20 protein-coding genes are annotated in these 23,684 nt (G+C 51.1%); 3 read left to right on the forward strand and 17 right to left on the reverse strand.

The features are described from left to right. Positions 1-3 precede the first annotated feature (3 nt). Positions 4-1,515 carry a Ppx/GppA phosphatase family protein gene (locus NFR57_RS07670; protein ID WP_251183256.1) on the reverse strand — a complete coding sequence of 504 codons (1,512 nt, stop codon included), beginning with the start codon at positions 1,513-1,515 and terminating at the stop codon, positions 4-6. A gap of 221 nt (positions 1,516-1,736) precedes the next feature. On the opposite strand from NFR57_RS07670, the gene NFR57_RS07675 reads away from it, so the two are divergent. Then, positions 1,737-4,322, forward strand: a complete 2,586-nt coding sequence (locus tag NFR57_RS07675; RefSeq protein ID WP_251183257.1) for a hypothetical protein — start codon at positions 1,737-1,739, stop codon at positions 4,320-4,322. A 149-nt stretch (positions 4,323-4,471) separates the two neighbouring features. Here the strand turns inward: NFR57_RS07675 and NFR57_RS07680 are convergent, their stop codons facing one another. From NFR57_RS07680 to NFR57_RS07690, 3 genes are all read right to left on the reverse strand, one after another. Further along, the gene (locus tag NFR57_RS07680; protein ID WP_251183258.1) at positions 4,472-5,116 is read right to left on the reverse strand and encodes a single-stranded DNA-binding protein; all 645 of its coding nucleotides are present in this window, start codon (positions 5,114-5,116) and stop codon (positions 4,472-4,474) included. 6 nt (positions 5,117-5,122) lie between these two features. Then, the gene (locus NFR57_RS07685; protein WP_251183259.1) at positions 5,123-5,890 is read right to left on the reverse strand and encodes a polysaccharide deacetylase family protein; all 768 of its coding nucleotides are present in this window, start codon (positions 5,888-5,890) and stop codon (positions 5,123-5,125) included. Between the two features lie 231 nt (positions 5,891-6,121). After that, on the reverse strand, positions 6,122-6,961 hold the full coding sequence (locus NFR57_RS07690) for a DegV family protein (protein WP_251183260.1): 840 nt from the start codon (positions 6,959-6,961) through the stop codon (positions 6,122-6,124). A gap of 395 nt (positions 6,962-7,356) precedes the next feature. Between NFR57_RS07690 and gdhA the strand changes: the two genes are divergently transcribed. After that, positions 7,357-8,685 (forward strand): NADP-specific glutamate dehydrogenase, encoded by a 1,329-nt coding sequence (gene gdhA, locus NFR57_RS07695; protein WP_251183261.1) that lies wholly within the window; start codon positions 7,357-7,359, stop codon positions 8,683-8,685. A gap of 107 nt (positions 8,686-8,792) precedes the next feature. Here the strand turns inward: gdhA and NFR57_RS07700 are convergent, their stop codons facing one another. The 8 genes from NFR57_RS07700 to NFR57_RS07735 all read right to left on the reverse strand — a co-directional run bounded on the left by NFR57_RS07700 (position 8,793) and on the right by NFR57_RS07735 (position 15,255). After that, positions 8,793-9,593, reverse strand: a complete 801-nt coding sequence (locus tag NFR57_RS07700) for an RnfABCDGE type electron transport complex subunit B (RefSeq protein ID WP_251183262.1) — start codon at positions 9,591-9,593, stop codon at positions 8,793-8,795. Between the two features lie 19 nt (positions 9,594-9,612). Next, on the reverse strand, positions 9,613-10,203 hold the full coding sequence (locus tag NFR57_RS07705; protein ID WP_251183263.1) for an electron transport complex protein RnfA: 591 nt from the start codon (positions 10,201-10,203) through the stop codon (positions 9,613-9,615). Between the two features lies 1 nt (position 10,204). After that, complete coding sequence (gene rsxE / locus NFR57_RS07710) at positions 10,205-10,810, reverse strand: electron transport complex subunit RsxE (RefSeq protein ID WP_251183264.1); 606 nt, start codon at positions 10,808-10,810, stop codon at positions 10,205-10,207. After that, positions 10,807-11,472 (reverse strand): hypothetical protein, encoded by a 666-nt coding sequence (locus tag NFR57_RS07715; RefSeq protein ID WP_251183265.1) that lies wholly within the window; start codon positions 11,470-11,472, stop codon positions 10,807-10,809. The genes rsxE and NFR57_RS07715 overlap by 4 nt, the downstream gene beginning before the upstream one ends. After that, complete coding sequence (locus NFR57_RS07720) at positions 11,469-12,590, reverse strand: RnfABCDGE type electron transport complex subunit D (RefSeq protein ID WP_251183266.1); 1,122 nt, start codon at positions 12,588-12,590, stop codon at positions 11,469-11,471. Before NFR57_RS07720 ends, NFR57_RS07715 begins: the two co-directional genes overlap by 4 nt. Next, a complete protein-coding gene (gene rsxC / locus NFR57_RS07725; protein WP_251183267.1) occupies positions 12,587-13,882 on the reverse strand; it encodes an electron transport complex subunit RsxC in 1,296 nt (431 codons plus the stop codon). Before rsxC ends, NFR57_RS07720 begins: the two co-directional genes overlap by 4 nt. 486 nt (positions 13,883-14,368) lie before the next feature. Beyond that, on the reverse strand, positions 14,369-14,803 hold the full coding sequence (locus NFR57_RS07730) for a sulfite exporter TauE/SafE family protein (protein WP_251183268.1): 435 nt from the start codon (positions 14,801-14,803) through the stop codon (positions 14,369-14,371). After that, positions 14,800-15,255 (reverse strand): TSUP family transporter, encoded by a 456-nt coding sequence (locus NFR57_RS07735; RefSeq protein ID WP_275557188.1) that lies wholly within the window; start codon positions 15,253-15,255, stop codon positions 14,800-14,802. Before NFR57_RS07735 ends, NFR57_RS07730 begins: the two co-directional genes overlap by 4 nt. Before the next feature lie 84 nt (positions 15,256-15,339). Here NFR57_RS07735 and NFR57_RS07740 point away from each other — a divergent pair, with 84 nt between their 5' ends. Continuing rightward, positions 15,340-18,792 carry a hypothetical protein gene (locus tag NFR57_RS07740; RefSeq protein WP_251183270.1) on the forward strand — a complete coding sequence of 1,151 codons (3,453 nt, stop codon included), beginning with the start codon at positions 15,340-15,342 and terminating at the stop codon, positions 18,790-18,792. Between the two features lie 143 nt (positions 18,793-18,935). Here the strand turns inward: NFR57_RS07740 and NFR57_RS07745 are convergent, their stop codons facing one another. The 5 genes from NFR57_RS07745 to NFR57_RS07765 all read right to left on the reverse strand — a co-directional run bounded on the left by NFR57_RS07745 (position 18,936) and on the right by NFR57_RS07765 (position 23,673). Further along, entirely contained in the window at positions 18,936-19,694 is a 759-nt protein-coding gene (locus tag NFR57_RS07745) for an N-acetyltransferase (RefSeq protein WP_251183271.1), read from the reverse strand. 90 nt (positions 19,695-19,784) lie between these two features. Next, positions 19,785-20,654, reverse strand: coding sequence for an aminoglycoside adenylyltransferase domain-containing protein (locus NFR57_RS07750; protein ID WP_251183272.1), 870 nt, complete (start codon positions 20,652-20,654; stop codon positions 19,785-19,787). Then, positions 20,638-21,357 (reverse strand): SDR family NAD(P)-dependent oxidoreductase, encoded by a 720-nt coding sequence (locus tag NFR57_RS07755; RefSeq protein ID WP_251183273.1) that lies wholly within the window; start codon positions 21,355-21,357, stop codon positions 20,638-20,640. The genes NFR57_RS07750 and NFR57_RS07755 overlap by 17 nt, the downstream gene beginning before the upstream one ends. Positions 21,358-21,385: 28 nt before the next feature. Further along, positions 21,386-22,963: a Mur ligase family protein gene (locus NFR57_RS07760; protein WP_251183274.1), complete on the reverse strand. Its 1,578-nt coding sequence runs from the start codon at positions 22,961-22,963 to the stop codon at positions 21,386-21,388. 5 nt (positions 22,964-22,968) lie between these two features. Then, entirely contained in the window at positions 22,969-23,673 is a 705-nt protein-coding gene (locus NFR57_RS07765) for an alpha/beta fold hydrolase (RefSeq protein ID WP_251183275.1), read from the reverse strand. Positions 23,674-23,684 lie beyond the last annotated feature (11 nt).

A 23,684-nucleotide genomic window follows, 5' to 3' on the forward strand; every position in this document is an offset into this window, starting at 1 on the left:
CGATTAAAGAATTTCGAGGTTCTTTTTATACGCCTTGGCAAAGTCCGCGCCCGCGCCGAGCGCGTCTTTAATTTCGAGCGAGCAATCGCCTTCCACCTCGGTCTTCATTATAACCGAATCGCCGAGCACGTCGCACGTAATGGCTTTGACCGAACCCGACATGGAACGGTCGAGCGAATCGGCTATGCGCAGAATAACCGCGAGCCGCATGACCGCGACCAAGTCCTCCTCCTGCACTATTCCGCCGTACTTATTCCACTCCGCATACGACAAATCGTCAAGGTCGTGCGCGCGCACGACGAACGCCGCAAGCACGAGATCGCGGTGCGTCACGCCGTAAAGATTGGAGTTCATGATAGAATAGTTGGAGTGTTTGTAACGGTTGTAAAAATCGGTGCGCACGCCCGTTTCGTGCATGAGCGCGGCTATGCGCAATACGCGCACGTATTGTCGCGGAAGTTTGTGCAGTACGCGCAGTTGCTTGTACAACTGGATTGCGAGGTTGCAAACGTGCTCCGCGTGCGGTATGTTAAGATCGAAATAATGCAGTCTTGTGTAAATGGAATAGCCGAGTATGTCCGTAATGGGCTTTTCAAGCGTAGTGGGCACGGTGTGGTTAAACATAAAACCCTCGCGTATGCCTGCACCCGAAATAATCATTTCGTCAAAATCGGTGCTGTCCAAAAAGCTCTTAATGCTCGACAGCGCGGCGCAAAAAATATCGGCGCGCTGTGCGGACAGCCCTTTTATTTTAGAACGCTTTTCGCCGTCCAACACCTTGACCATGTCGTAAACTTTGTTAAAAGTTTCCGCGCCGATATGATAATTATGTACCATGCCGAGCGGGTATTTTTCTATGCGCTGAACAATGCTCGCGAGGTTGCGGAACGACCCGCCTACACCCACGAAGCGGTATTCGGGATCGAGATTTTTTATCCACTCGATATTGGCGAACTGGTCGCGCATGTACGTTTCTATCATTTGCGACTGTTGCAACGGCGTGGTATTTTCGTTAAACAGCGACGACAGAGTAAGCGTGCCTATCGGCAAGTTTACGCGGTTGAGAATCATGCGCCTGTTGTACTGTATGAGTTGCATGGACGAACCTGATATGTCCATGATAACGCCTTTGGGTATTTCGAGCGAGTTGATTACGCCGTAATATATTTGCGTCGATTCCTGCTCCTCGGACAGCACGTCCATTTTAAACCCGCAAACGGTATTGACTTCTTCCAAAAAACTTCGTTGATTTTTCGCCTTACGCACGGCGTTGGTGGCAAATGCGTATATCTTGTCCACGCTGTTAGCGTCGCACAGTTTGCGGAACATCTTTAACGTCCGCACCGCCTGCGCTATTCGCGCCTGTTTTAAATATCCGTCGCGTTCCATATCCTGCGCAAGCCGCACGGATTCTTTTTGTTCGTCGTAAACAACAAAGTAACCGTCGCTTATTACATGCGCCAATACCAGCCGAGCGGAGTTAGATCCCAAATCGATTATAGCAATATTCTTCAAAGCAAGCCTCCGAGTAAAACAGATAACCCCATTTTGATTGATACACAAATTATAACATACTTTATTTATCTTGTAAAGGGGGTATTTTAAATAAATTTAATAAAAATTTTTGTAGAGATTGGCTAATCGCCATGACGAAAAACCGCTGTCTGCGCCCGCGTTTCGACAAAATCCGTCAAAACTCTTTACATTTAATTCTCGGCGTGATAAAATATTAAAGTATGACTGTCGGCAAAAGAACACGAAAATCGATAATCGCGGCTGTGTTCGCGGCGCTGTGCGCGCTTGCGTTCGGTTCGTTATTCTGCGCGCGTACCGCGCTCGCAGAGGACGCGCCCGCGAAGTTAAGCCTTACGCCCGTCGAAGTGCAAAACACGGACATAACCTACATGTGCTTTGACTCGCCCGCGTTTGTTTACGCGGACGTAGCGGGCATACTCGTGGCGGGCGCAAACTCGACTGTTGCGGTATCTGCGGAAACGGAAATAACCGCGAACTACGCCCTGCCCGCCGACAAAGTTTACAGACATGCCGAGCACGGCGATCACGCAGAATATCTTATCGCGCTCGACGGCGGCGAGCTTAAAACGTTACGGGGCGACGAGGTAAACGTGTTCGCTTCCGATAAAAAATTTACCGATTTTGCCGTCGGCGGCGACAAGCTGTACGCGCTTGCCGAAAACTCGCTTACTACCCTGTCGCTCGGCGCGCAGGGCATAGACCAAACGACGGCGCAGACCGTCGAATTGATGTCGGACGAGCTGTCGAGCGTGCATGCCGAATACGTCGCCGTTCTCGACGGCACGGTTTACGTTACTACCGACTCGGCGTTCGGGCGCAGACAGGACGTTTGCACGGTTGCCGAAAACGGAAAACTGACGGCAAAGCTCCGCCAGTCCAATGAAATACTATCGCTCGCCGCGGACGGTTCCGTCGGCAACGTTTACGCGCTCACTCGCGACGAGCTTGCCGCTTATTCTGTATCGACAAGCGGCGGGCTTGTCAAAAAACATTACGTTCGCGGCGCGCTGTTCTCCGTCATACACGCATACAACGGCAGCGTTTACGCGCTCGACTCGCTTAACGGCGTGCACAAGCTATCAGCCGACCTTTCGTCCGACAGGACTTTGCTTGCGGCGAGCAGTAGCGCAAAAGGCTTTTTCAACACGCCGACGGGCGTTGCGGTTAAAAACTCCGCGCTGTACATTGCGGACAGCATGAACGGGCGCGTGGCTATTTACGGACGCATGGCGGAATACGTCGGCAGACAGTTTATAAATCCCGTATCGGTTGCGTGCGACAGCCGCGGCGCGGTGTACGTCGCTTACGAATACGACAAAATAGGCGTGTTCGACAACGGCGATTTTTCGGCGGATAACGAACGCGTGATTGCGGTCGATTCGGGCGCAGTCAAACAAATCGCCGTCGATTACGACGGGAATATTTACATCCTTACCGACGGCGGGCTGTACAAAAGCGCGGGCGGTTCGGCGGACAAGATCGAAAAGATCGGAACAACAAACGAAACGCATTACAAAGCGATTACGTTGAGCGTGGGGCGCGAAACTCTTTACGCGCTTACCGACAACGCAGTCGTAAAGTTTAAGGACAACAAGACCGCCGTCAAGGTGTGCGACGCGCCGTCCGACGCTGTGTCGTTAGCCGTCGATATTGCCGACAACGCGTTTATTCTCGCGCCCGACGGCATTACCGTTTACAACGGAACGACGACAAAAACCGTGCCGCTCGCGCTTAACGGCGAAGCGTACACGCTTGGCGGCAAGAGCGGACATATCGCGCTCTGCACGGTCGAAAACGAATTTGTAAGTCACGGCGACGTTATAATAACGGACACCGTTCGTCACCGCATATTCAAAGCGGACGGAAAAACCGCGCTCGGCGTAAAGCTCATAGACGACAGTTACGAAGTTCCCGACGTTGCAGGCAACACCGATCCCGAGTATTACGGCGAGGGGCTTATACGCACGGCGGTGCGCGACGCGGACGTGTATTCCCTGCCCATGGAAACGCGCGCCGTGTACACTATAAAAGCGGGGCGCAACGTGATTGTGCCTAAATACGACCTCGACGAAACGCGCGAATATTCGCTTATACTTATTGACGACGTGGAAAACGGCAAGCTCGTTCAAGGCTACGTTTATAAGAACGCGCTGTCCGAGCCGTTGCCCTATTCCGCCCCGCCCGCACCGACGGGCGCGATATACAACGCCGCAACGCCTATATACAAATACCCCAGCCGCAACGCCGCGACTGTGCGTGACTATTCGGCGGTTGAGCAGAACGTCAAGTTCATTATGCTCGACTTTGTCGAGTCTTACCGCGACGATTACGGGTATCTATGGTACCGCGTTTCGCTCGATAGCAAACACGAAGGCTATGTGCTGTCTATCAACATAAGCACGACAGACTATGAGCCTATCTTTATACGCCCCGCATACGACGCGGAAATCATTTCTTACAAAAACAGTAAGTTTGCCGCGGGCTACAAATTACAGGACGGCGAATATATTAAAATCGCCGAACTGCCTACGGGCACAAAAGTGGAAATAGTCGGCGCGTTCGATTCGTCAAAGCGTTACACGCAAGTCAAATATGTTGACGCGGAGCGCGGCACACTCACCTGCTATGTCGAAACCGTTTATATAGAATACGAAGGTATAAATATAGTGCTTATCGTCGCGGTAATAGTAATCGTCGTAACCGTACTGCTCGCCGCTATCATTATTTGCAGAGTTATGCGCAACAAGAAAAAACGGCTCGAACCGGACGACGAACACGACAGATAACCCGCGCAAACAAGTATCTTGCCGCACGCATAAAAAGACCGTTGCTATACAACAACCGCTGAATATCCCATAAATTTCAACAGCCTCGCCGCACAATGTCGTCGAGGCTGTTTTTTTTCGGCTATGCCTTTGCCGATATAACATTGTTATTACATTTCGTCCGAAGTCGATGCGACTTCGCTTTCCTTTTGCAAAAACTCCACCGCGCCTATGGAAAATTCGTAAGCGGTGCGCAATTCCGTTTCGCCGTTATCCAACCTTTTGGTGTACTGCCGCGACTGTATTCTGCCCGCAACGCACATCTTTTGACCGACGGGCGCGTTCTTTATGAGCCGCGCGTTCTTGCCCCATGCAATGCACGGTATGTAGTCGGACTTGGAATAAGCGCGGTTGACGGCGAGCAAAACGTCGCAAATTTCGCGGTTGAACGGCGTTGTGCGGTATATGGGCGGTTTGCAGATATACCCTATCAATTCCGCCGCGTTGGGATTGACTTCCGCCTGCGGCTGTGTTATTTCGCGTGCAAACACGCTTAAAATCAACCTCGACCGTTCGCCGTCGGGACGGTTAAAACTGCGAAACTGCCCGCTTACCGCTATCAGTTCGTCCGCTTGAAGCCCCGCAACAAGAGCTTCGGACGCCGTTATCGGTATAACGTCCAGATGTTCCGACAGCCGCGGCACGTTCAGCTTAAACTCGTAAAACCGTTCTCCGTAAAGGTCGTGCGAGTATTCCACCGCCGAGCCGACGCGTCCTTGCAAGTACACAGTATTGGTTGATTTTTCGTTTTTCATGGAAGTTTAACTCCTTATCTGTCTTCCCGTATGGTCTATAGTATAGTTATCTTTGTAGATTAACTGACCTACCGTTTTGAATTTGTAACCTTTGGCGCGCAGTCCGTCTATAATCGCGGGCAACGCTTCCAACGTGTGCTTACCGTCGTTGTGCATAAGCACGATACTGCCGTTGCGACAGTTGCCCACCACGCGCGAGGCGATTTGCTCCTTGGACAGGTTTTTCCAGTCGAGCGAGTCCACGTCCCACTGTATCGTGTACAAGCCCTGTTCCTGCGCGGTGTTCAACAACGCGTCCGAATAGTCGCCGTAAGGCGGACGGAACAACTCGACTTTACGCCCCGAAATCTTTTCGATAAGCGACTTGGACGTTGACAGTTCGAGCGACATTTGGCTTTTGGACAGCTTCGACATGTACGGGTGCGTCGCGGAGTGAGTGCCGATTTCTATGCGTTCGGACTCCGCGAGAGTTTTAAGCTCTTTTTCGTACTTCTCCGCCCAGAACCCGACAAGGAAGAACGTCGCGCATGCGTCCTTTTCTTCCAGCGTTTCCAGTATGCCGAGCGTTTTGTCCGCGCCCCACGCAGCGTCGAAAGTGAGCGCAACAGCCTTTTCGTCCGTTTCCACGGAGTATATAGGCACTTTTTTGGGACTTACGTTGTTATAGATAGCCGCCGCGCCCGTGTAGTAAACGCCGGTAAGCGCAAGCGCGAACACGGTTGCCGCTATCACCGCAATAATTATCGCCCGTCGTTTGATAACCAAAAACCTCATCGGACCTCTCCAATAATACCATAGTTTATTACGCGAAGAACCGCAAGTTTTGTCGATACCTGTCTTGTTTTGCCGACGCACCGCGCTCTTTCGCCTATCTAATGATATTCCCCCGCTATGCGCATTAGAACAATACGACAAAATCAGCGCAAAAAAAGACCGAACATAATTCGGTCTTTGCTCTACAAGTTATATTTGTTTATGAATAACAATCCGTCGATTGCGTTTTGACTATTGTTCCTTGCTCGCAAGCGTCACAATGCCGACCGTACCCACGCCTATATGCACGCCGCCGACGGGACACATAGGCTCGACCTGTATGCTCGACATGCCGAACTTGCGGAACAGCCTGTCTTTAAGCGGCTCGATATTTTTATCGTCGCCTATATAATAAACAAGTATGCTGTCGAACTTTTGCGGCAAATGCGCTATCGCCGCTTCCACCGCGCGGTTAAAGCCGAGCGCCTTGGCGTACACCGTAAGGTCATTTTTGGCAAACTCGAATACGGGTTTGATTTTAAGAATATTGCCCAGCCTCGACAACAGTTTGTTCACCCTGCCGCCGCGAGCAAGTTCGGTAAGCGACGCGGGAATAAACTGCATGGCTATACGGCCTTTAAGCTCGTCGGCAAACGCCAAAAGCTCGTCCATAGTCGCGCCCGCCTGTTGCGCTTTTACCATTTCGCGCAAGAACATAAGCGCGGACGGACCCGCCTCGTTGGAATTTATTGCGACTACCCTTTTGTCGCTGTACTGCGCCGCGGCTATCTTTGCGGAACCTATCGTTCCGCTCAACCTGTCGGCAATGGTCATTATTATTATTTCGCTGTTTTCGTCTTGCGCAAAAATTTCGTCGATAGCAACGCGGTACTTATCGGGCGAAGGTTGCGACGTCTTTGCCGCCGCTTTACTGCGCACGTACTCTTTATAAAACGTATCCCACTCGTCGGGATAACCTTCGTCATACTCCTTGCCGTTTAACAACAGCGTAAGGCTTACAATCTTAATATCGTTTTCGCGCGCGTACTCGCGCGTCACGCCGAATGTAGAATCAACTATAAACTTAACCATTATATCACCGCCGTCACGCGCAACTTCAATATCGCGCGCCGTTTTTGATTATTAACAGTATATCATGTTTTATACCGTAAGGTCAACCCCTTTGTCCGTAGCCTTTGCCGCAAACGGTACAAATTAGCCGTTTTTCGGTCTAAATTATGATTATATACCGCAATTTGCCGCGATAGTTACCAAATAATATACCGCTTATACGATAATATTATCATAATATATTGTAATTTATGTGAAAGTATTATGAGTAAACGCGAGCGGGCGCGCGCGAAAAAATATAAAAAACAGTTTGCAAAACGCTTGACAAACGGGCTTTTCGCGCATATAATTAAATCGCATATTACGAGCAAGGGCGCTGTAAAATACAGTGCCCTTGTATTATTTCGGGAGGTTTTATGTCATACATCGAAGAAGTGCGCGCGGCGGTCGCCGCGAGAAACGCGGGTCAGCCGGAATTCATGCAAGCCGTGGACGAGGTGCTAAACACCATTCGCCCCGTCGTGGAGAGTGACGACGTGTATAAACGCAACGCCGTGCTCGAACGGATTACCGAACCCGACAGACAAATAATGTTCCGTGTGCCTTGGACGGACGACAACGGCAATATGCGCGTCAACCGCGGCTATCGTATCCAGTTCAACAACGCAATCGGACCGTACAAAGGCGGGTTGCGTTTGCACCCGTCCGTCAATCTGTCTATCATCAAATTTTTGGGCTTTGAACAAATCTTCAAAAACTCGCTTACGGGCTTGCCTATCGGCGGCGGTAAGGGCGGTTCGGACTTTGACCCCAAAGGCAAATCCGAGCGCGAAATACGCGACTTTTGTCATAGCTTTATGACCGAACTTTCGCGGCATATCGGCGCGGACACGGACGTACCCGCAGGCGATATAGGCGTGGGCGGCAGAGAGATCGGCTACATGTACGGTCAGTATAAGCGCATTAAAAATCTTTACGAAGGCGTGCTCACGGGCAAAGGCTTGACTTACGGCGGCTCGCTTGCCCGCACCGAGGCAACGGGCTACGGGCTTGTTTACATCACTGAAAACATGCTCGCCGCCGCCAACGACGGAATCAAGGGCAAGACCGTCGCCATTTCGGGATCGGGCAATGTCGCTATTTACGCGGCGCAAAAGGTTCAAACGCTGGGCGGTAAGGTAGTTACCATGTCCGACTCAAACGGCTGGATTTACGATCCAAACGGCATAGATCTCGCCGTCGTCAAGGACATCAAGGAAGTCAAGCGCGGCAGAATTAAGGAATACGCCGACAGAGTGAAGAGCGCGGAATATCACGACAGCGGCAAAGTTTGGCAGGTCAAGTGCGACGTCGCGCTCCCCTGCGCGACGCAAAACGAGCTGGACGAAAACGACGCCCACACGCTTGTAAAAAACAAAGTAAAAGCCGTCGGCGAAGGCGCGAACATGCCGTCTACCACGGAGGCTATAAACGTGTTCCAAGCCGCCAACGTGCTGTTTATGCCCGCAAAAGCGGCAAATGCTGGCGGCGTTGCCGTTTCCGCGCTCGAAATGAGCCAAAATTCACAGCGTTTGGCATGGACTTTCGACGAGGTTGACGGCAAGCTGAAAGGCATAATGAAAGGCATATTCGACAAGACCGCCGAAGCGGCAAAGCTGTATTCTAAACCCGCGGACTATGTGTCGGGCGCGAACATTGCGGGCTTCTTAAAAGTTGCGCAAGCCATGATTGCCCAAGGCGTGTAAAACAAAAAAACACCGTATACAAAAAACATCTTGCAAAATTTGCAAGATGTTTTTTAATGCTTGTAACATTGCATACCGACCGCGCGAGAACGCCGTTTATATCGCTTTTACACTGTAAGTATGCACTTGCGCGGACAGCCTTCCGCACATTTCATACAGCCTATGCACTTGGAATAATCAATCGCGGCGAGGTTGTTGTTTAGCCGTATCGCGCCCGTCGGACAACTGCGTTCGCACTTGCCGCAACCGATACACCCCACCTTGCACACGGACATTACTTCCTTGCCCTTTGTCGTATTGGAACACGCGATATAGACTTTTGCGGACTTGGGAATACGCCCTATTATCTTTTTGGGACACGCAGACACGCACCGACCGCACGACGTGCAGTTTTCTCTGTCCACTTTGGACGCGCCCGTATCTTTGCAGATAGCGACCGCGCTGTTTTGGCACGCCGACACGCACGAGCATAAGCCCATGCACCCATACTCGCACGCCTTGCTCCCGCCCGCGAGGATTTGCGCGCTTTTGCAATCGCCGAACCCCTGATAGTCGTACTTGTCGAGGGCGCGATTGCCGCCCGCGCAGTGCACGACCGCAACGGTCGCTTCGCTCTCGAACCCGCTCATGCCGAGGATTTTTGCGATATTCTTTTTGTTTTCGGGCGGAGTGGGATTGCAACGGGAAATGTCCGCTTCGCCTTTAAACAGAGCTTCGGCAAACTGCGAACACCCGGCATAGCCGCAACCGCCGCAGTTCGCGCCCGAAAGGTTACGTTCTATATCGTCTATTCTCGGATCGCGCTCGACTGCGAGCCTGTCGCCGAGATACGACAGACAAAACGCGAACACCGCCGCAAACGCCGAAATTATCAATATGGGAACAACTATGCTCAATACTATTTCCACAATCGCTTTTCTCCCCGTATCAAGTGAACGACAGCCCCGAAAAGCCGTAAAACGCCATTGCCATAATGCCCGCGGTCACGAGCGCAATGGGAAAACCGCGGAACGGCTTGGGCACGTCGTAAAGTTCCTGTTTTTCGCGTATGCCCGCCATGAGTATAAGCGCAACGGTAAAACCTATGCCTATGGACAGCCCGGTCAACAGCGTTTGGAAAAAGTCCAAGCCCTGCGATATGACGGAGTTAGCCGTGCCGAGAACGGCGCAGTTGGTCGTGATAAGCGCAAGATACACGCCCAACGATCCGTAAAGCGCGGGCGAAAGTTTTTTCAAAACAATATCCAACAGTTGAACGAGCGACGCTATTACAAGGATAAACGCAACCGTGCTCAAATACCCTATCGACAGCGGGTCAAGCACAAACGTGTAAATTATCCAGCACACGCACGACGCTATTGTTATGACGAACGTAACGGCAAGCCCCATGCCCGTCGCAGACTGCGTCTTTTTACTTACGCCCAAGAAAGGACACATGCCTATACTTTGGTTAAGTACGACGTTGTTAGTCAGTATGCTCGAAATAACTATCGAAACGGCGGCGAGGAAGTAATCCATATCAAGCCCCCCTTTCTATAAGAGCTGCGCGCTTGGCGGCGCTCGTTTTTATAAGCGAAAACACTGCGTTAAACACAGCCATAACAAGCCCGAGCACAATAAATCCGCCCATGGTTTTATCAAAGAACCCGCTCCCGAACATAACGGTTAGCAGTTCGCGCGTCGCGCCGAGCAGCGTTATTGCCGCAATAAAGCCCAGTCCCATAGACACGCCGTCGATAAGCGACGGCAATACCTTGTTTTTGCCCGCAAACGCTTCCGCTCTGCCGAGAATTATGCAGTTGACCGTAATCAGCGAAATAAACGCGCCTATACTGTCGTTAAGCGTCGGCAAAAACGACGAGACCACCATTTGCACGAACGTCACGAGCGACGCTATTATCACTATGTACGCGGGCAAATGCACTTTGTCTGGAATAAATTTGCGCAATGCGGAAATTATGACGTTGGAACAAATAAGCACAAACGCCGTACATAGCCCGAGCGACACGGCGTTGATTATATTGTCCGACTTGGCTATCGTCGGACACATGCCGAGCACGAGCACGAACACGGGGTTATTGGTCAGTCCGCCGAGCGCGGTCTTTTTGAATTCGCTTTTGTTCATGCGTACACCTCCGCTTGCGCCGCCGCGGTCGGATAGCTTTCTATCATGCCCGTCGAAATTTTCATGTCGTACTGCTTTGCGTATTTGTTGGCTATATTTACCGCGCGTTCTATTGCGGACAGCGACAGCGTCGCGCCCGTTTTGCCGAACTCGCCCTGTAAATCAACGTCCGAAAACGCGTCCTTTCCGCTTAAAACTTCAAAAACATCGGGCGGAAGTTTGCTCCAATAGCTCTCGCCCTGCTTTTTCACGGTTGCGCCCGCTATTCGCTTGCCGTAATACGCTATCAAGACCACAACGTCGCCGTCGCGCCCCGCAGACTTGCTTTCTATTATGTACGCGCCCGCCATTTCGCCTTTTGGCTCGCCGTAAACGGCAAGCACTTCCGCTTTTCGCGCCTTGTTGGACTTATTGAACGCGGACATATCCGCGCCGTAATCGCTGTCATTTAACAGGACGATATACCCGTCCGACTTCGCTTTGCCGTCCTCTACTCCCGTCGGACATATTCCGTTAATCAGTTTTGCGGTTTGCGCGTCGAGCACGGGCGTGTATTTGGGGAAAAACATATTGCACACGGTGAGCACCGCAACGCATACCGCCGTAATCAGCACAAGCACGGCGACCGCCTTAAACGCGTTGTTAAGCGATTTTCCGTTCATTTGTCACCGCCTTTACCGTCCGTTACGCCGCTCTGCCACGCCGCTACCTGCTTATCGGGCTTAACTTTTGCGGGCTTGATATAGCCGAACGGCTTGGGAACTATGTATTTATCGATTAGCGGCGTGACTATGTTCATAATCAACAGCGCGAACGAAAACCCTTCGGGAAAACTGCCGAACGCGCGAATAAGCGCGGTTATAAGACCTATGCCGACAGCATAAATCGCAGTGCCTATAAAGGTGTTCGGGCTTGTCGCGTAATCTGTCGCCATAAACACCGAGCCGAACAGCAAGCCACCCGACAGCACGTGCGCGACGGTCGAATAGAACATGTTTGCGCCGCGCGCACCCGACGGAACGACGTCGAACAAAAACGCGAACACCGCGAGCGAACCTATTACCATAAGCGGCACGCGCGGATCGATAACCCGCCGAGCCGACAAATACACGTAACCGACAAGTATAGCAATTACGCACGTTTCGCCCACCGCCGCCGTCGCGGTGTTGCCCAAAAACATGTCGAGCAACATACCGCCCGTAACGACGTTGCGCGTGCCCAGCCACGTTGCGGCGGTTGTGCTCATGCCGTCAGCCCACAGCGAGCTTGTAAGATTAAACGCACCCGCGCCGCCGAACGCAATAAACAGAAAAATCCTGCCCGTGCATGCGGGGTTGGCAAAGTTTCTGCCGATGCCGCCGAACAGCATTTTAACAAGCGCGATTGCGAAAATAGAACCGAGCGCGCACAGTATGACAGTATCGAAACTGAACGCTATTTCGCCCGTGCCTTTAAACACGGTCAAGCCCCAAATATCGACGGGCATGACCGCAGGCAGGTTAAGCGTGAGTATAACGGCGGTCACGGCGAACGAAAGGTCGAATACGCTCGACCGCAAAACTCCTTCCCTGTTCCATTTTTTGCTCACGATAAGATTGTACAACAATTCCGTACAGAAGCAGAAAATAAGACACGTGACGAGGTTGATAACCACATGATACCCGTACATCACGGTAGCCGCGACAACGCACGGCGACAGCGCGATTAAAACGTCGGTCATTATAGAGCGCGTGGAATTGCCCTTGCGCGTCAAATGCGGCGAAGCCGAAACCGTTTTCATAGTTTTAGCTCCCTTATCTTGTTTTTGCACAGCCGCACGGACTGAACTATGGGTCGTTTTGCCGGACAGGAGTACGCACAACACCCGCACTCTATACAGCTTGTCGCGCCGTACTTCTTTGCCGAAGCGTAGTCGCCGCGGCGAGTGTAAGCGTCTATGTACATGGGCATAAGGTTCATGGGGCAAGCGCGCGCGCACTTGCCGCAGTTAATGCACGGTTGCGGTTGCAAGGTGTTTGCTTCCGCCGCCGTCAAAGCGAGCAACGCGCCCGTAGTTTTTGTCACCGAATATTCGAGATCGCCGAGCGCAAATCCCATCATAGGTCCGCCCGACAACAGCTTAACGCAATCGTCCGACACCCCGCCGCAAAACTCTGCGCAGTCCGAATAACGCGTGCCCGTGCGCACCCAAAGATTGGACGGCGCGCCGATAGCCCCGCCGCTGACGGTAACGGTTCTGCGAAACAGCGGCGTTCCGTTTTCCGCCGCGTCATACAGCGCGTAAGCCGTGTGCACGTTGCCCACAACAACGCCGACGTCCGCGGGCAGTTTGCCGAGCGGCACTTTTCGTCCCGTAACCGCGTAAATCAGTTGTTTTTCAGCGCCCTGCGGGTACTTGCTTTTAAGCATTATCGCTTCTGCCCGCACCGACGCATTTTGTGCCGCGGCGTTAAGCACGTCGACAAGATCGGCTTTGTTATCCTCTATACCGACGAAAAACTTATCCAAGCCGAGTATGCGCGCAAGATAATCCGCGCCGCGAATAAACTCCGCCGCGCGCTCTTTCATAAGCCTGTAATCGCATGTTATGTACGGTTCGCACTCCGCGGCGTTTATTATAAACGTATCGACGGCGGTCTTGGGCGAGAACTTGACGTGCGACGGGAACCCCGCGCCACCCATTCCGACCAGCCCCGCTTCGCGCATGCGGGTCAACAGGCTTTCGCCGCTTTTATCCTTTAATGCGGGCAATCGCTGTTCGGTATATTGCCCGTCGTTTTCTATAACGACGTGATCGCACGCGCCCGTCGGAGTTTTCAACCGCGCAACGGCTTTGACCGTGCCCGAAACCGACGAAAATATATTCGCCGACACAAGCCCGTCCGCCCTGCCGATAAGCGTTCCCGCCTTAACGACGTCGCCCGCCGCGACAGTCGCCGTCGCGGGCTTGCCTATGTGTTGCGCAAGCGGAATATACACCGTCTGCGGCGCAGGACAGTCTTTAAGCGCGGACGCGCCCGCGTATTTGTTGTGCGGAACGGAAATTCCTTTTTTAAACGTCTTTGACTTCAATTACTTCGACCCGAATTAAATATATGCCTGTATTATAACATTAAGCGCATAAAAAATCAAAGATTTTTTGTCGCGCTTCGCGCTGTTTTGCTTGCGCAAATTGCGCTAATCTTGCGAATACGACGTGAATTTGCCCTTGCAAGCAAGCAAATTCGCTTGTATTATAACATTAAGCGCATAAAAAATCAAAGATTTTTTGTCGCGCTTCGCGCTGTTTTGCTTGCGCAAATTGCGCTAATCTTGCGAATACGGCGTGAATTTGCCCTTGCAAGCAAGCAAATTCGCTTGTATTATAACATTAAGCGCATAAAAAATCAAAGATTTTTTGTCGCTCGTCATGCTATTTAACATAACAAGCAAATTCGTTTTATTATAACATCAGTCAAAGTTTTTGTAAAGGCGTTTGACGGGGTTTGTCGAATTTAATGCCGACGACCTGCCATTGACGGAACGGTAGCAATTTGAAAAATTAAAACATTTTAAATTTCACTTCCCGACGGAAGAAACCTTTTCGACTGCGGCGCGCTCGCTTTTACTCTGTTGTTTCGACTTTATCACCGCGCGAACCGTTTTATACATCTGCACAACACCCAAAACTATCAGGAACGCGCCGTAGCACGCGCGAAGCGCGTACCCGCCCGCGTACTTCGCCAAAAAACTTCCGCCGATTGCACCCGCAAGCGCGAATATCATTATAGGTGCGGATCGTTTGACATCCACGTAACCGTTTTTTTTGTGAATTATAAGCGCGACTATCGACATGGGCACAAACGCTATCAGGTTTATAGCCTGCGCGAGGTGCTGTTCCAATCCCGCCGCGAGCGTGAGCAACGGTATAAGCAGCGTTCCGCCGCCCATGCCCATGCCGCCTATAATTCCGCCCAGTGCGGACACCGCAATAATAATGTGTTGCGCTGTCATGCTATCACCAGTTTTAACCCTATCGCCATCATGAGCAACGCGAAAATAACGCTTATCGTCGCGCCGTTCAGCTTGTCGAGCGCCGCCGCGCCCACCGCGCCGCCCGCAACGACGCCTATGCACGCGCACAGCACAGCCGTACCGTCGAAATACCCGTTGACTATATAGACAATCGAGCTTGCTATACATATCGGCAAAATCACGAGCAGAGCTGTCGCGTGCGCGCGCTTTGCGTCCAGCCCGCGAAACTGCAATAACGGCACGCACAGCATGCCGCCACCGCCGCCGAAAAATCCCGATACCAATCCTACTGCGACGCTTCCGCCGTAAACGAGCGTCGATTTAACCTTTGCGTTCATGTAAATAGTTTTGCTTCCTTTTGCAAAAAATAACCGCGATGCAACGCAACTGCTCAGCGAGCGCGGCGGGTAAATTTTTTGTCGCAATATCATGATTTGCCGTCAAATCGTTTGCAATTTGCACGCGTATATTATATAATATTTAATGTATAAGAAAAACTATATAAAGGTATCTCCATGCACTCTATCAAAAGATTGAAAAACAAAGCGATAACGTTATTCGTATCGGCGGCAGTGGCTCTGTCCATGCTGGGCGCCGCGTTCACTTTTACGCGCACCGCGGCGTTTGCCGACATCGAGGAAGTACCCGAATTCGAGCCGACCTCGCTCGGTTTGAGCAACACAAACTTCGATTCGAGCTCCGGCAGTTACCCCGCCGCGCCGTCGTCGTGGACGGGCGCGAATAAAGACGAAGGCACGGGCAACGTCATTTCCGGCGTTATCGATTTGACCGCTTCGTCGTACTTCGGCGCCAACTCCGGCAATAAGGCGTACAAGCTCGACCAGTACCCCGAATACGCGGACGAAAAATCCATGCCGCAAACCATATTCGGCACGTCGTCGGAGTACAGCGGCACGGACGCAAAAACGCTTTTGGTAAACACCGCTAAAAACGCGGAAGTCGCATACACTTACAAGTCCGGCGACATGACGTTTGCCGCCAATTCGTTCTATCGCGTTTCGGCATGGGTCAAAACGGGCGACTTTGCGGCGGACACCGGCGCAACGATCAAATTGAGCGGGCTCGGCGAAAACTGTTCGTTCCTCAATATCAACACCGTCAAAAATCTTCCCGCCGAAAACGGCATCCCCGTCCTCACCAAGGAAAACAAATACGGCTGGGTTAAATACACGTTTTATGTCCGCACGTCGGCGGCGCTCTCCAAAACGGTCAACCTCGAACTCGGTATCGGCGACGCCGTTCAGGGCAACGACGAGGATCCCACGGAAATAATGCCCCGCCCCGCAAGCGGTTACGCGTTTTTCGATACCGTCAACGCGGAACAGATTTCCGCATATACTTTCGCGGCGGAAACCCAACACTTCGTCAAAACCGAACGAACCAACGTTTACGACAACGGCATGGGTACGGCGATAGCTATCGACCTTAACGAAACCGACCTTATCACAAACGGCACGGGCGACGACGCGGTAGAAATAGGCACGTTCTCCGACGGGTTCGACAACTGGAAAACCAATATTTACTACGACGAAAACAGCGAAGACCACTCGTATGCGGGCGCGGCGCGCAGTTTGATTTACAATTCCGAAAACCTTATCGAGGAAGATAACATTTACGGGCTTACGCAAAACCCGAGCACGCCGTTCGGCAAAACCGAGTATTCGGTTGACGGTCACCCCATGTTCGCGGGCAACAACGGCAATATCCTCATGATAACGACGTACAACGGCAAGGAGTTCAAGAACGCCGCTTACGGCGTAGCCTCGCCCGAAGTCAAGATAGAACGCTTTAAATACTATCGCTTCTCCGTATGGGTCAAGGGCGACAGCATCGAGGGCGGCAACGGCATATCGCTCGCCGTCAAAGGCAAAGCGAACGGCGCAAACCGCAACAAAAAAATAACCGAATATACGGGGCTTACGGGCGATAGCGCGGCTACCTCGCATTACGGCTGGAAAGAACAGATTATCTATATTCAAGGCTCCATGCTCAACGACTACACCGTCAGCTTCGAGCTGTGGTTAGGCGCGCCGACGGCACAATCCGCGGGAATAGCGATGTTCGACAACGTAACGTTCACCGAACTCTCCTATTCCGATTACAAAGCAATGTCGGCGGCGGACGGCGGCAACGTGTTCAGTTCGCTCGACTCCGCGGCGGAAGATACGGGCATTGCCAACGGCACGTTCGGCAGCGTCGGCGACATGGACGACGAAATCAAATTCCCCCTGCCCGTCGCAGAATGGTCGTACCTTACGCCCGACAAAGTGGAAACGCGAGGGTTCAGCAAAAACGAAGTAGATACGCGCCGCGCGGTACACGGCATACTGCCCACCGACAGCAAAACTTTCGACGAAATAGCCAACAGCGGCAAAATCCCCGGCGTAACCAATCCCGCGCATATCGACCACACGTTAAACAACGTTCTTTTGCTTTCGTCGATTAGCCCTACCGCGTTCTGCTATCAGTCCCCTTCCGTCACGCTCGCGGTCGACAAAGCAAACAAGCTCACCGTCGATATGGCTGTGAACGGCGTAAGCGCAGGCAGTTACGGCGCGTCGCTCGTTCTCAAAACAACGGACGGCGACGTAATATCGACTATCGAAAACATAACGGCAACGCCCGACGGCACTTTTAAAACCTACACGTTCTACCTTGCCGCGCCGCTCGCGGAAAAAACCGTGTACGTCGAAATTTGGCTCGGACTTAACGACCGTTACGACAATACGCGCAAGCTGTCCGACGGCAATATTTACGTCAGCAAGGTAGCTCTTACCGAGTGGACGGCGGCGGACGAAAACACGCCCGTTTCGCAGGAATACGACGCGCAAGTAGAAAAGTACAAAAAAGCGATAGCAAGCTCTGCGGGTCGCAAAAACCTCGACTTCGGCGTATATTCGTTCTCCACTCCCTCGCTTGACTATTACGACTTTTATTCTTACGAAGCCGAAAACGGTTACGGCATACCCTATTCGTGGAACAGATCTTCCGTCGAAAACGGCAACGCCGTAATAAGCGGTCTTGTAAATACCGACAGCATGAAACCCAACCTGTTGTACGCGGGCTTCGACAAGAAAGACCTTACGGGCAACATGCTGTATATATACAACACCGACAAAACGCGCACCGTTTACACTTGCAATAACGAACTCGCGCTTGTGGCAAACACCTATTACCGCATTGACGTTACCGTCAAAGTAAGAGTAAGCGACGAAGTACGCACGGACAAAACCTCAATAGGCGCAAACATCAAACTTACCGGCACGAGCGCGGAATTCGAGAACATTAAAGACACAACCACGCTTGTATCCAAGAACGACGAAGAAAGCCGAGATTACGAAACGTTTAAAACCTATTCGTTCTATATCGCAACGGGCGAAGCGGGCGGAAACGTCGGACTGGAAATAGCGTTCGGCGGCACAGAACGCAACAGCTATATACAGGGGCGGTTAATAGTCGGCAACATAACCATGACGGCTATAGACAACCTCGACTTCGAAAACGCGCAAAAAGACACAAACAACAAAATGATTAAAGCCGTTCAGCTTTCCGAAAACGCCGCAGATGACGACGACAACAGCGGCGAAGCTGTTACAAGCGATATTCAGTGGTGGATTATCCCGACGGTTATATTCAGCGCGGCTTTGCTCGCGGCGGTTATTATAATAGTTGTGGTTCGTGTGCGCGACCGCATCAAGCGCAAAAAGAAAGTCACCTACTCTTCCGAGTACGACCGCAACGACGTAATGCGCGACATCGAGCGTTTGCAAGCTCAAAAGGACGATGACGAGGGAACCGTCGACAACGCCGATAAGCCCGCCGAGACAGACTACGACGACGAGGAACGCGAAGAAGCACAAACCGAACTCGACCAACCCGTCGAAGCGGAACCCGAAATCAAAGAAAAAGAACAAACGCAAGAAAAATCGGACGACCTCGACGACTGATAAAAATCAACTTAAAACGGACGGCATAAGGGTATCTGTTATAGGGATTTCTTTGTGGTCAAAGAAATAGCGCACTATCTTCGCTTGCGAAGTATAGTGCGCTATACTTTATAAAAGATTATAAAGATAAATTGAAATTTATATTACTGTTTATAATAACTCTCTACAAGTACAAGAAACTTCTTCTCGTTTAGGATTTCGTTTGATATATATTGTCCGTTGTAAAATACGGCATAATTCGTCCACGCCATAGGCGCGTTTTGCGCTTTTTCCTTGCTGTCTATCAATACGCTTTCAAACGGAATGTCTTTGTCTTTTGCCGTTTGCTGAACAAGCGGAACGTATTTAGCCGTAAACGGACAACCATGCGTATAATACACAACAAAACCTTGTTTATCTATATGCGGCTGTTTGGCTTGTTCTTTGAATTTCGGAACGGACGCATTTTCGTCAAAAGATAAATACATTAAAGTAAAGTTTGGATTTGCTTTATCCGCAACCTTAAACCCTTTATGAGCAAAATATTTCGGATCTGACAAAAACGGCATTTTCTTCGGGGACGAAATTACGGTTAAGCCGCATTTACCTTGCTCTTTTGCATCGGCTATACAGGCGTTTAATAAATCGTTGGCATAGCCGTGTCCTTTGAATGAACCTGAAACCCAAAAGCAATTTATGTGCATATAGTCGTTTGCTTCGATAGGACACCAAGCGTTTTCGGCGGGTATGTATTCGATAAAACATTTTCCGCGCTCGGTAGATTTCAAAAATACCAATCCGTCTTTTATCCTTTCTTTAAGCCACGCTTTCTTGCTTGCTACTTGTATATCTTTATTGTTTGATATGGCGCAACAAATATGTTCCTTTTCCAAATTGTCGAGTGTGAGTTTAATATATTCCATATTTTTTGTTCTCCGTTAAATTACTGTTTATCGCATAGTCATTATAACATAACTGTACTAAAAAAGCAAGGACCGATTGTCGTCCTTGCTTTAATCCCTATGAAATACACAGCTACGCCGCCCGTTTTTTATTGTCATTATTAAATTAAAAAAATTTAATTCTTTTACAATCGGTTTATTTATGTCTATGTTATTTAGGACATATTCCGCGAAGTCGGTCAACGTCGCCGCGCTTGCGGTCGGCAAATCGCCCGTCGAATAGCAACGCAAAATTTCGCAAATCAAATCGGAATATTCGGACGGTAAGTTATCGCGCGCCCACTCGCCCCCGTCCTTTTTTGACATACATCTACCGGTTTTTAAGTACGCCGCCACGCGGCACAGATTAAGGGTTGTGTAAACGGTATTGCCGATAATATCCTCGCGCGCGTTTTTTATATCTTGATAAACGCTGTCAAAAAAACAATCGGACGGAACAATGCCGAACGCGTCGGAAATTTTCGCGCCGTACAAAACTATACCGTAATTATTTATAACCGTAAAGTGCGCGGCGAGGTCTTTATCCTCTCCGCGCATAGTCGCGACATAATTATGCGGGTCTGCCAAATAGCGCGCTTTATGTGCGCGCGAATAATGCAATTCAAACGGAGTTGGATATGCAAAAGGATTGCAATACCGTTTTTGTACGACGCTGAATTCAAAACCTTTATTTGTAACGCAGTCGTCGAGCCGTATTATTCGGCGCATAAACTCCGCCTTGCACCCGTCCGATATTTCCCCGTCTGTTACTATAATAATGTCTATGTCGCTTTTTTTCGGATTGAAACAACCCATTGCATACGACCCGTGCAAATAAACGCCGATAAGTCGGTTATTAAAACAGTCGCGCGCGCATTGCACAAATTCGTCAAATAATTTATCGTAAATCATTTTTACGGCTATATCAATATCCGCCGTCAACGTGCAACAGCGCGCCGTTGATAAACGACGATTTTTCGTCGGCGAGGAACAGCGCGGCGTGACTTACGTCCTGCGGCGTACCTATTCGGCGCACGGGCGTATTATCCACTATTCTAAACAACGCGTCGGGCGGAACGGGGTCGTTCATTTCGGTAGCGATAAGCCCCGCCAAAATCGCGTTGACCGTTACGTATTCGCCCACTTCGCGCGACAACGCTTTGGTCAAGCCGTTCACGCCCGCTTTGGCGGCGGAATACGCCGTTTCCGTACTCGAACCGCGTTCCGACCAAAACGAACTTATATTTATTATTCTGCCGAACCCGTTTTGAACCATGCTCGGCAAAAACTCGCGCGTGCACAGCCATACACCTTTTAAGTCAACAGCGATAACTCTGTCGAAGTCGTCTTCGGTATCGCTTTGCAACAGTCCTATATGCGCTATACCCGCATTGTTTACAAGCGTATCGACTTGTCCGAACGCCACTTGCTCGCGCATGCGTTTTACCTGCGCGCCGTCCGACACGTCTGCTTGTATAGCTTGACACGCTATTTCCCGAGCGTTGAGCTCGTTTACAAGCGACATCGCCTCTTTTTCCGATTTATTGTAGTTAATAATAACGTTGTAGCCCGCATTGCCGAAATCAAGCGCAATCTGTCTGCCTATTCCGCGCGCGCCGCCCGTTATCAGCACCGTTCTTTTCATAAGTCAATCCTTTAAAACCCGTATGCGGTTATTTTATATTGTCAGGCAGGTCGTTTTCAAACAGCACCGCTTTTTCGCCCGAAATTTCTTTCAACGCTTCGACCGCCTCGTCGCGCGACGAAAACTCGCAAATCGCGCCGTCGTTCATGCCGGCGGCAAGCGCGCCCTTTTTTATGTCCTTTGCGCGCGTGCCTATCAAGTACGCATAATCGCATACTTCGGCAATCTGCCCGCCGAGCTGAATATTGCACTCTTTCTCGATAGAGCCGAGTTCCACAAACCCGGGAGTTATTATAATCTTTTTTCCGTCGAAGCAAGCCAGTACGTCGAGCGCGTTTTTCGCGCCGACGGGGTTGGAATTGTACGCGTCGTCTATCACAGCGACAGACGGGTCGGCGGACGGTATAAGCTGTAATCTGTGTTCGACCGGGCGCAACGCGGTAGTCGCCGCGACTATTTGTTCGGCGGTTATTCCGCACTCCGCCGCGAGCGCGGCGCATACGCACACAAGTTCCGCTATGTGCGCGCCCAACAGCGCGACCGTCACGGGATATTTTTGCCCGTCTATAATAAGGTCGAACGTCGTGCCGTCGCCGCTTATTTTAAGATTTTCGTAACCGACCGCGGCTTGGTCGCCGACCGAAACAACACGACACGCGGCGTTGCGGTCTTTCAGCGCGGCGCAATCTGCGTTATAGCCGTTGAGTACAAGCAAACCGTCCTGCGGTAAGCTCTCGCCCAACTCGTACTTTACGTTTGCAACGCCTGCGCGACTGCCCAAGGTTTCTATGTGCATGTCGCCGACTGCGGTAATTATGCCGTATTTGGGTTGGGCTATGCCGCAAAGCTCTTTAATATCGCCCTTGTACCGCGCGCCCATTTCCACAATAAAATACCGCTCGTCGCCGAGGTCGTTATTTACGGTCTTGCACACGCCCATGGGCGTATTGAAACTGCTCGGCGTGGTCGCCACCGTGTACTGTTGCGCGAGCATTGCTTTAAGGATATTTTTAGCCGTGGTCTTGCCGTAACTGCCCGTAATGCCTATTACTATGGGCGATTTTTCTTTGAGTTTGGCGCGCGCGCGCTTTACGTATTTTTTGTTGTTAAGTTTTTCAAACGGAGCAGTCATTGCGTTTGCCGCCAGCGCGACGAACGGCGACAACATGGCGAGCGCGGCTACAAGCGTTTGGCAATACGCCGAATAATAGCAAGCGACGGCAACTCCCGCGCCCAGCGCAAGCGTTATTATAAGATCAACAATCAACAGCCTTATAACTCTGCCCGTAAACTTTGCGGAATTACTGCCGCTCTTGCCCGCGGAAACAATAAACACGACAGCGAGAATATCGTACAGAGCGACGGCGCAATATCGAACGTACTCGAACGTCGAAAAACACCCGACAAACACAATGGTCGATATAAACCCGAACAGCATGAGCGCGGCGTACCGTATTATAACGTCGTACCCGCTACCTTTCCACCAGGCAACAACGCCGCGAGCTTTGTAGCCCGACAGCTGTATTATCTTCAACATCGGCAGTCCTATAAAACAAGACAGCACCGCCGCTATTGCTACTAATCCGACCGAAACGTAATATTCCATAACCGCTAATCCAATACGAATGATTTAAGCAAATTGACAAACTCGAAATGCGAATCGACATAAGCGTAATGCCCGCCGTCGGCAAAAACGAGTTCGCTGTTTTTAATCCCGCGCCGCAATCGCTTTGCCATGTACGGCGGCGTGTCGCGGTCGTCTTTGCCCCAAAATATAAGCGTTTTACACTTGATAAACGGCAACAGCCTGTCGAGCCGCGCGTTTACAATCCGCACGAACACCGCGCGCATTTTCGGGTCAAGATTATTATAATCTACCGAACCGAATCCGTCAAGGGGTTTGCCGCATTTTGCCCGACGGTGATACGCCGCTATTTTCAGTTTTTTGCGCAGACTGAACCGAGGTTTAAGCCCCGCCGCGTCCGTAAGCACGAGTTTTTTGCACAAACCCTGCGCCGCGAGTATCAACGCTATGCGCCCGCCGAAGCTGTGCCCGACTATTATAGGGTTTTCCGCGCCCACTTCTATCAGGAACGTTCGAACGCACGCAGCATAGTCGTATACGCTCCAACTCTCCGGCACCGTCTTGGGAAACGCGAAGTTAATGCAGTTTACGCCCCACTCCGCCGCCGCCGAATACGCGCCGGCAAACGAATTCAAGTCGCCGCCCCAGCCGTGCAAAAACAAAATCGTATCGGCGTCGCCCGCCTTAACCGCTTGATATTCGCACGTAACTCCGTTGACGGTCGTTTGCATACCTGCCTCGC

Source organism: Anaerocaecibacter muris (assembly GCF_943192945.1).
GTDB classification, from domain to species: domain Bacteria; phylum Bacillota; class Clostridia; order Christensenellales; family Pumilibacteraceae; genus Anaerocaecibacter; species Anaerocaecibacter muris.

Coding starts and splice junctions, on each gene's coding strand:
- NFR57_RS07755 (WP_251183273.1), bottom strand. CDS start 21,357: ATGAAAAGAACGGTGCTGATAACGGGCGGCGCGCGCGGAATAGGCAGA.
- NFR57_RS07675 (WP_251183257.1), top strand. CDS start 1,737: ATGACTGTCGGCAAAAGAACACGAAAATCGATAATCGCGGCTGTGTTC.
- NFR57_RS07680 (WP_251183258.1), bottom strand. CDS start 5,116: ATGAAAAACGAAAAATCAACCAATACTGTGTACTTGCAAGGACGCGTC.
- gdhA (WP_251183261.1), top strand. CDS start 7,357: ATGTCATACATCGAAGAAGTGCGCGCGGCGGTCGCCGCGAGAAACGCG.
- NFR57_RS07720 (WP_251183266.1), bottom strand. CDS start 12,590: ATGAAAACGGTTTCGGCTTCGCCGCATTTGACGCGCAAGGGCAATTCC.
- NFR57_RS07705 (WP_251183263.1), bottom strand. CDS start 10,203: ATGGATTACTTCCTCGCCGCCGTTTCGATAGTTATTTCGAGCATACTG.
- NFR57_RS07760 (WP_251183274.1), bottom strand. CDS start 22,963: ATGGAATATTACGTTTCGGTCGGATTAGTAGCAATAGCGGCGGTGCTG.
- NFR57_RS07690 (WP_251183260.1), bottom strand. CDS start 6,961: ATGGTTAAGTTTATAGTTGATTCTACATTCGGCGTGACGCGCGAGTAC.
- NFR57_RS07740 (WP_251183270.1), top strand. CDS start 15,340: ATGCACTCTATCAAAAGATTGAAAAACAAAGCGATAACGTTATTCGTA.
- NFR57_RS07735 (WP_275557188.1), bottom strand. CDS start 15,255: ATGATATTGCGACAAAAAATTTACCCGCCGCGCTCGCTGAGCAGTTGC.
- rsxE (WP_251183264.1), bottom strand. CDS start 10,810: ATGAACAAAAGCGAATTCAAAAAGACCGCGCTCGGCGGACTGACCAAT.
- NFR57_RS07730 (WP_251183268.1), bottom strand. CDS start 14,803: ATGACAGCGCAACACATTATTATTGCGGTGTCCGCACTGGGCGGAATT.
- NFR57_RS07765 (WP_251183275.1), bottom strand. CDS start 23,673: ATGCAAACGACCGTCAACGGAGTTACGTGCGAATATCAAGCGGTTAAG.
- NFR57_RS07745 (WP_251183271.1), bottom strand. CDS start 19,694: ATGGAATATATTAAACTCACACTCGACAATTTGGAAAAGGAACATATT.
- NFR57_RS07715 (WP_251183265.1), bottom strand. CDS start 11,472: ATGAACGGAAAATCGCTTAACAACGCGTTTAAGGCGGTCGCCGTGCTT.
- NFR57_RS07685 (WP_251183259.1), bottom strand. CDS start 5,890: ATGAGGTTTTTGGTTATCAAACGACGGGCGATAATTATTGCGGTGATA.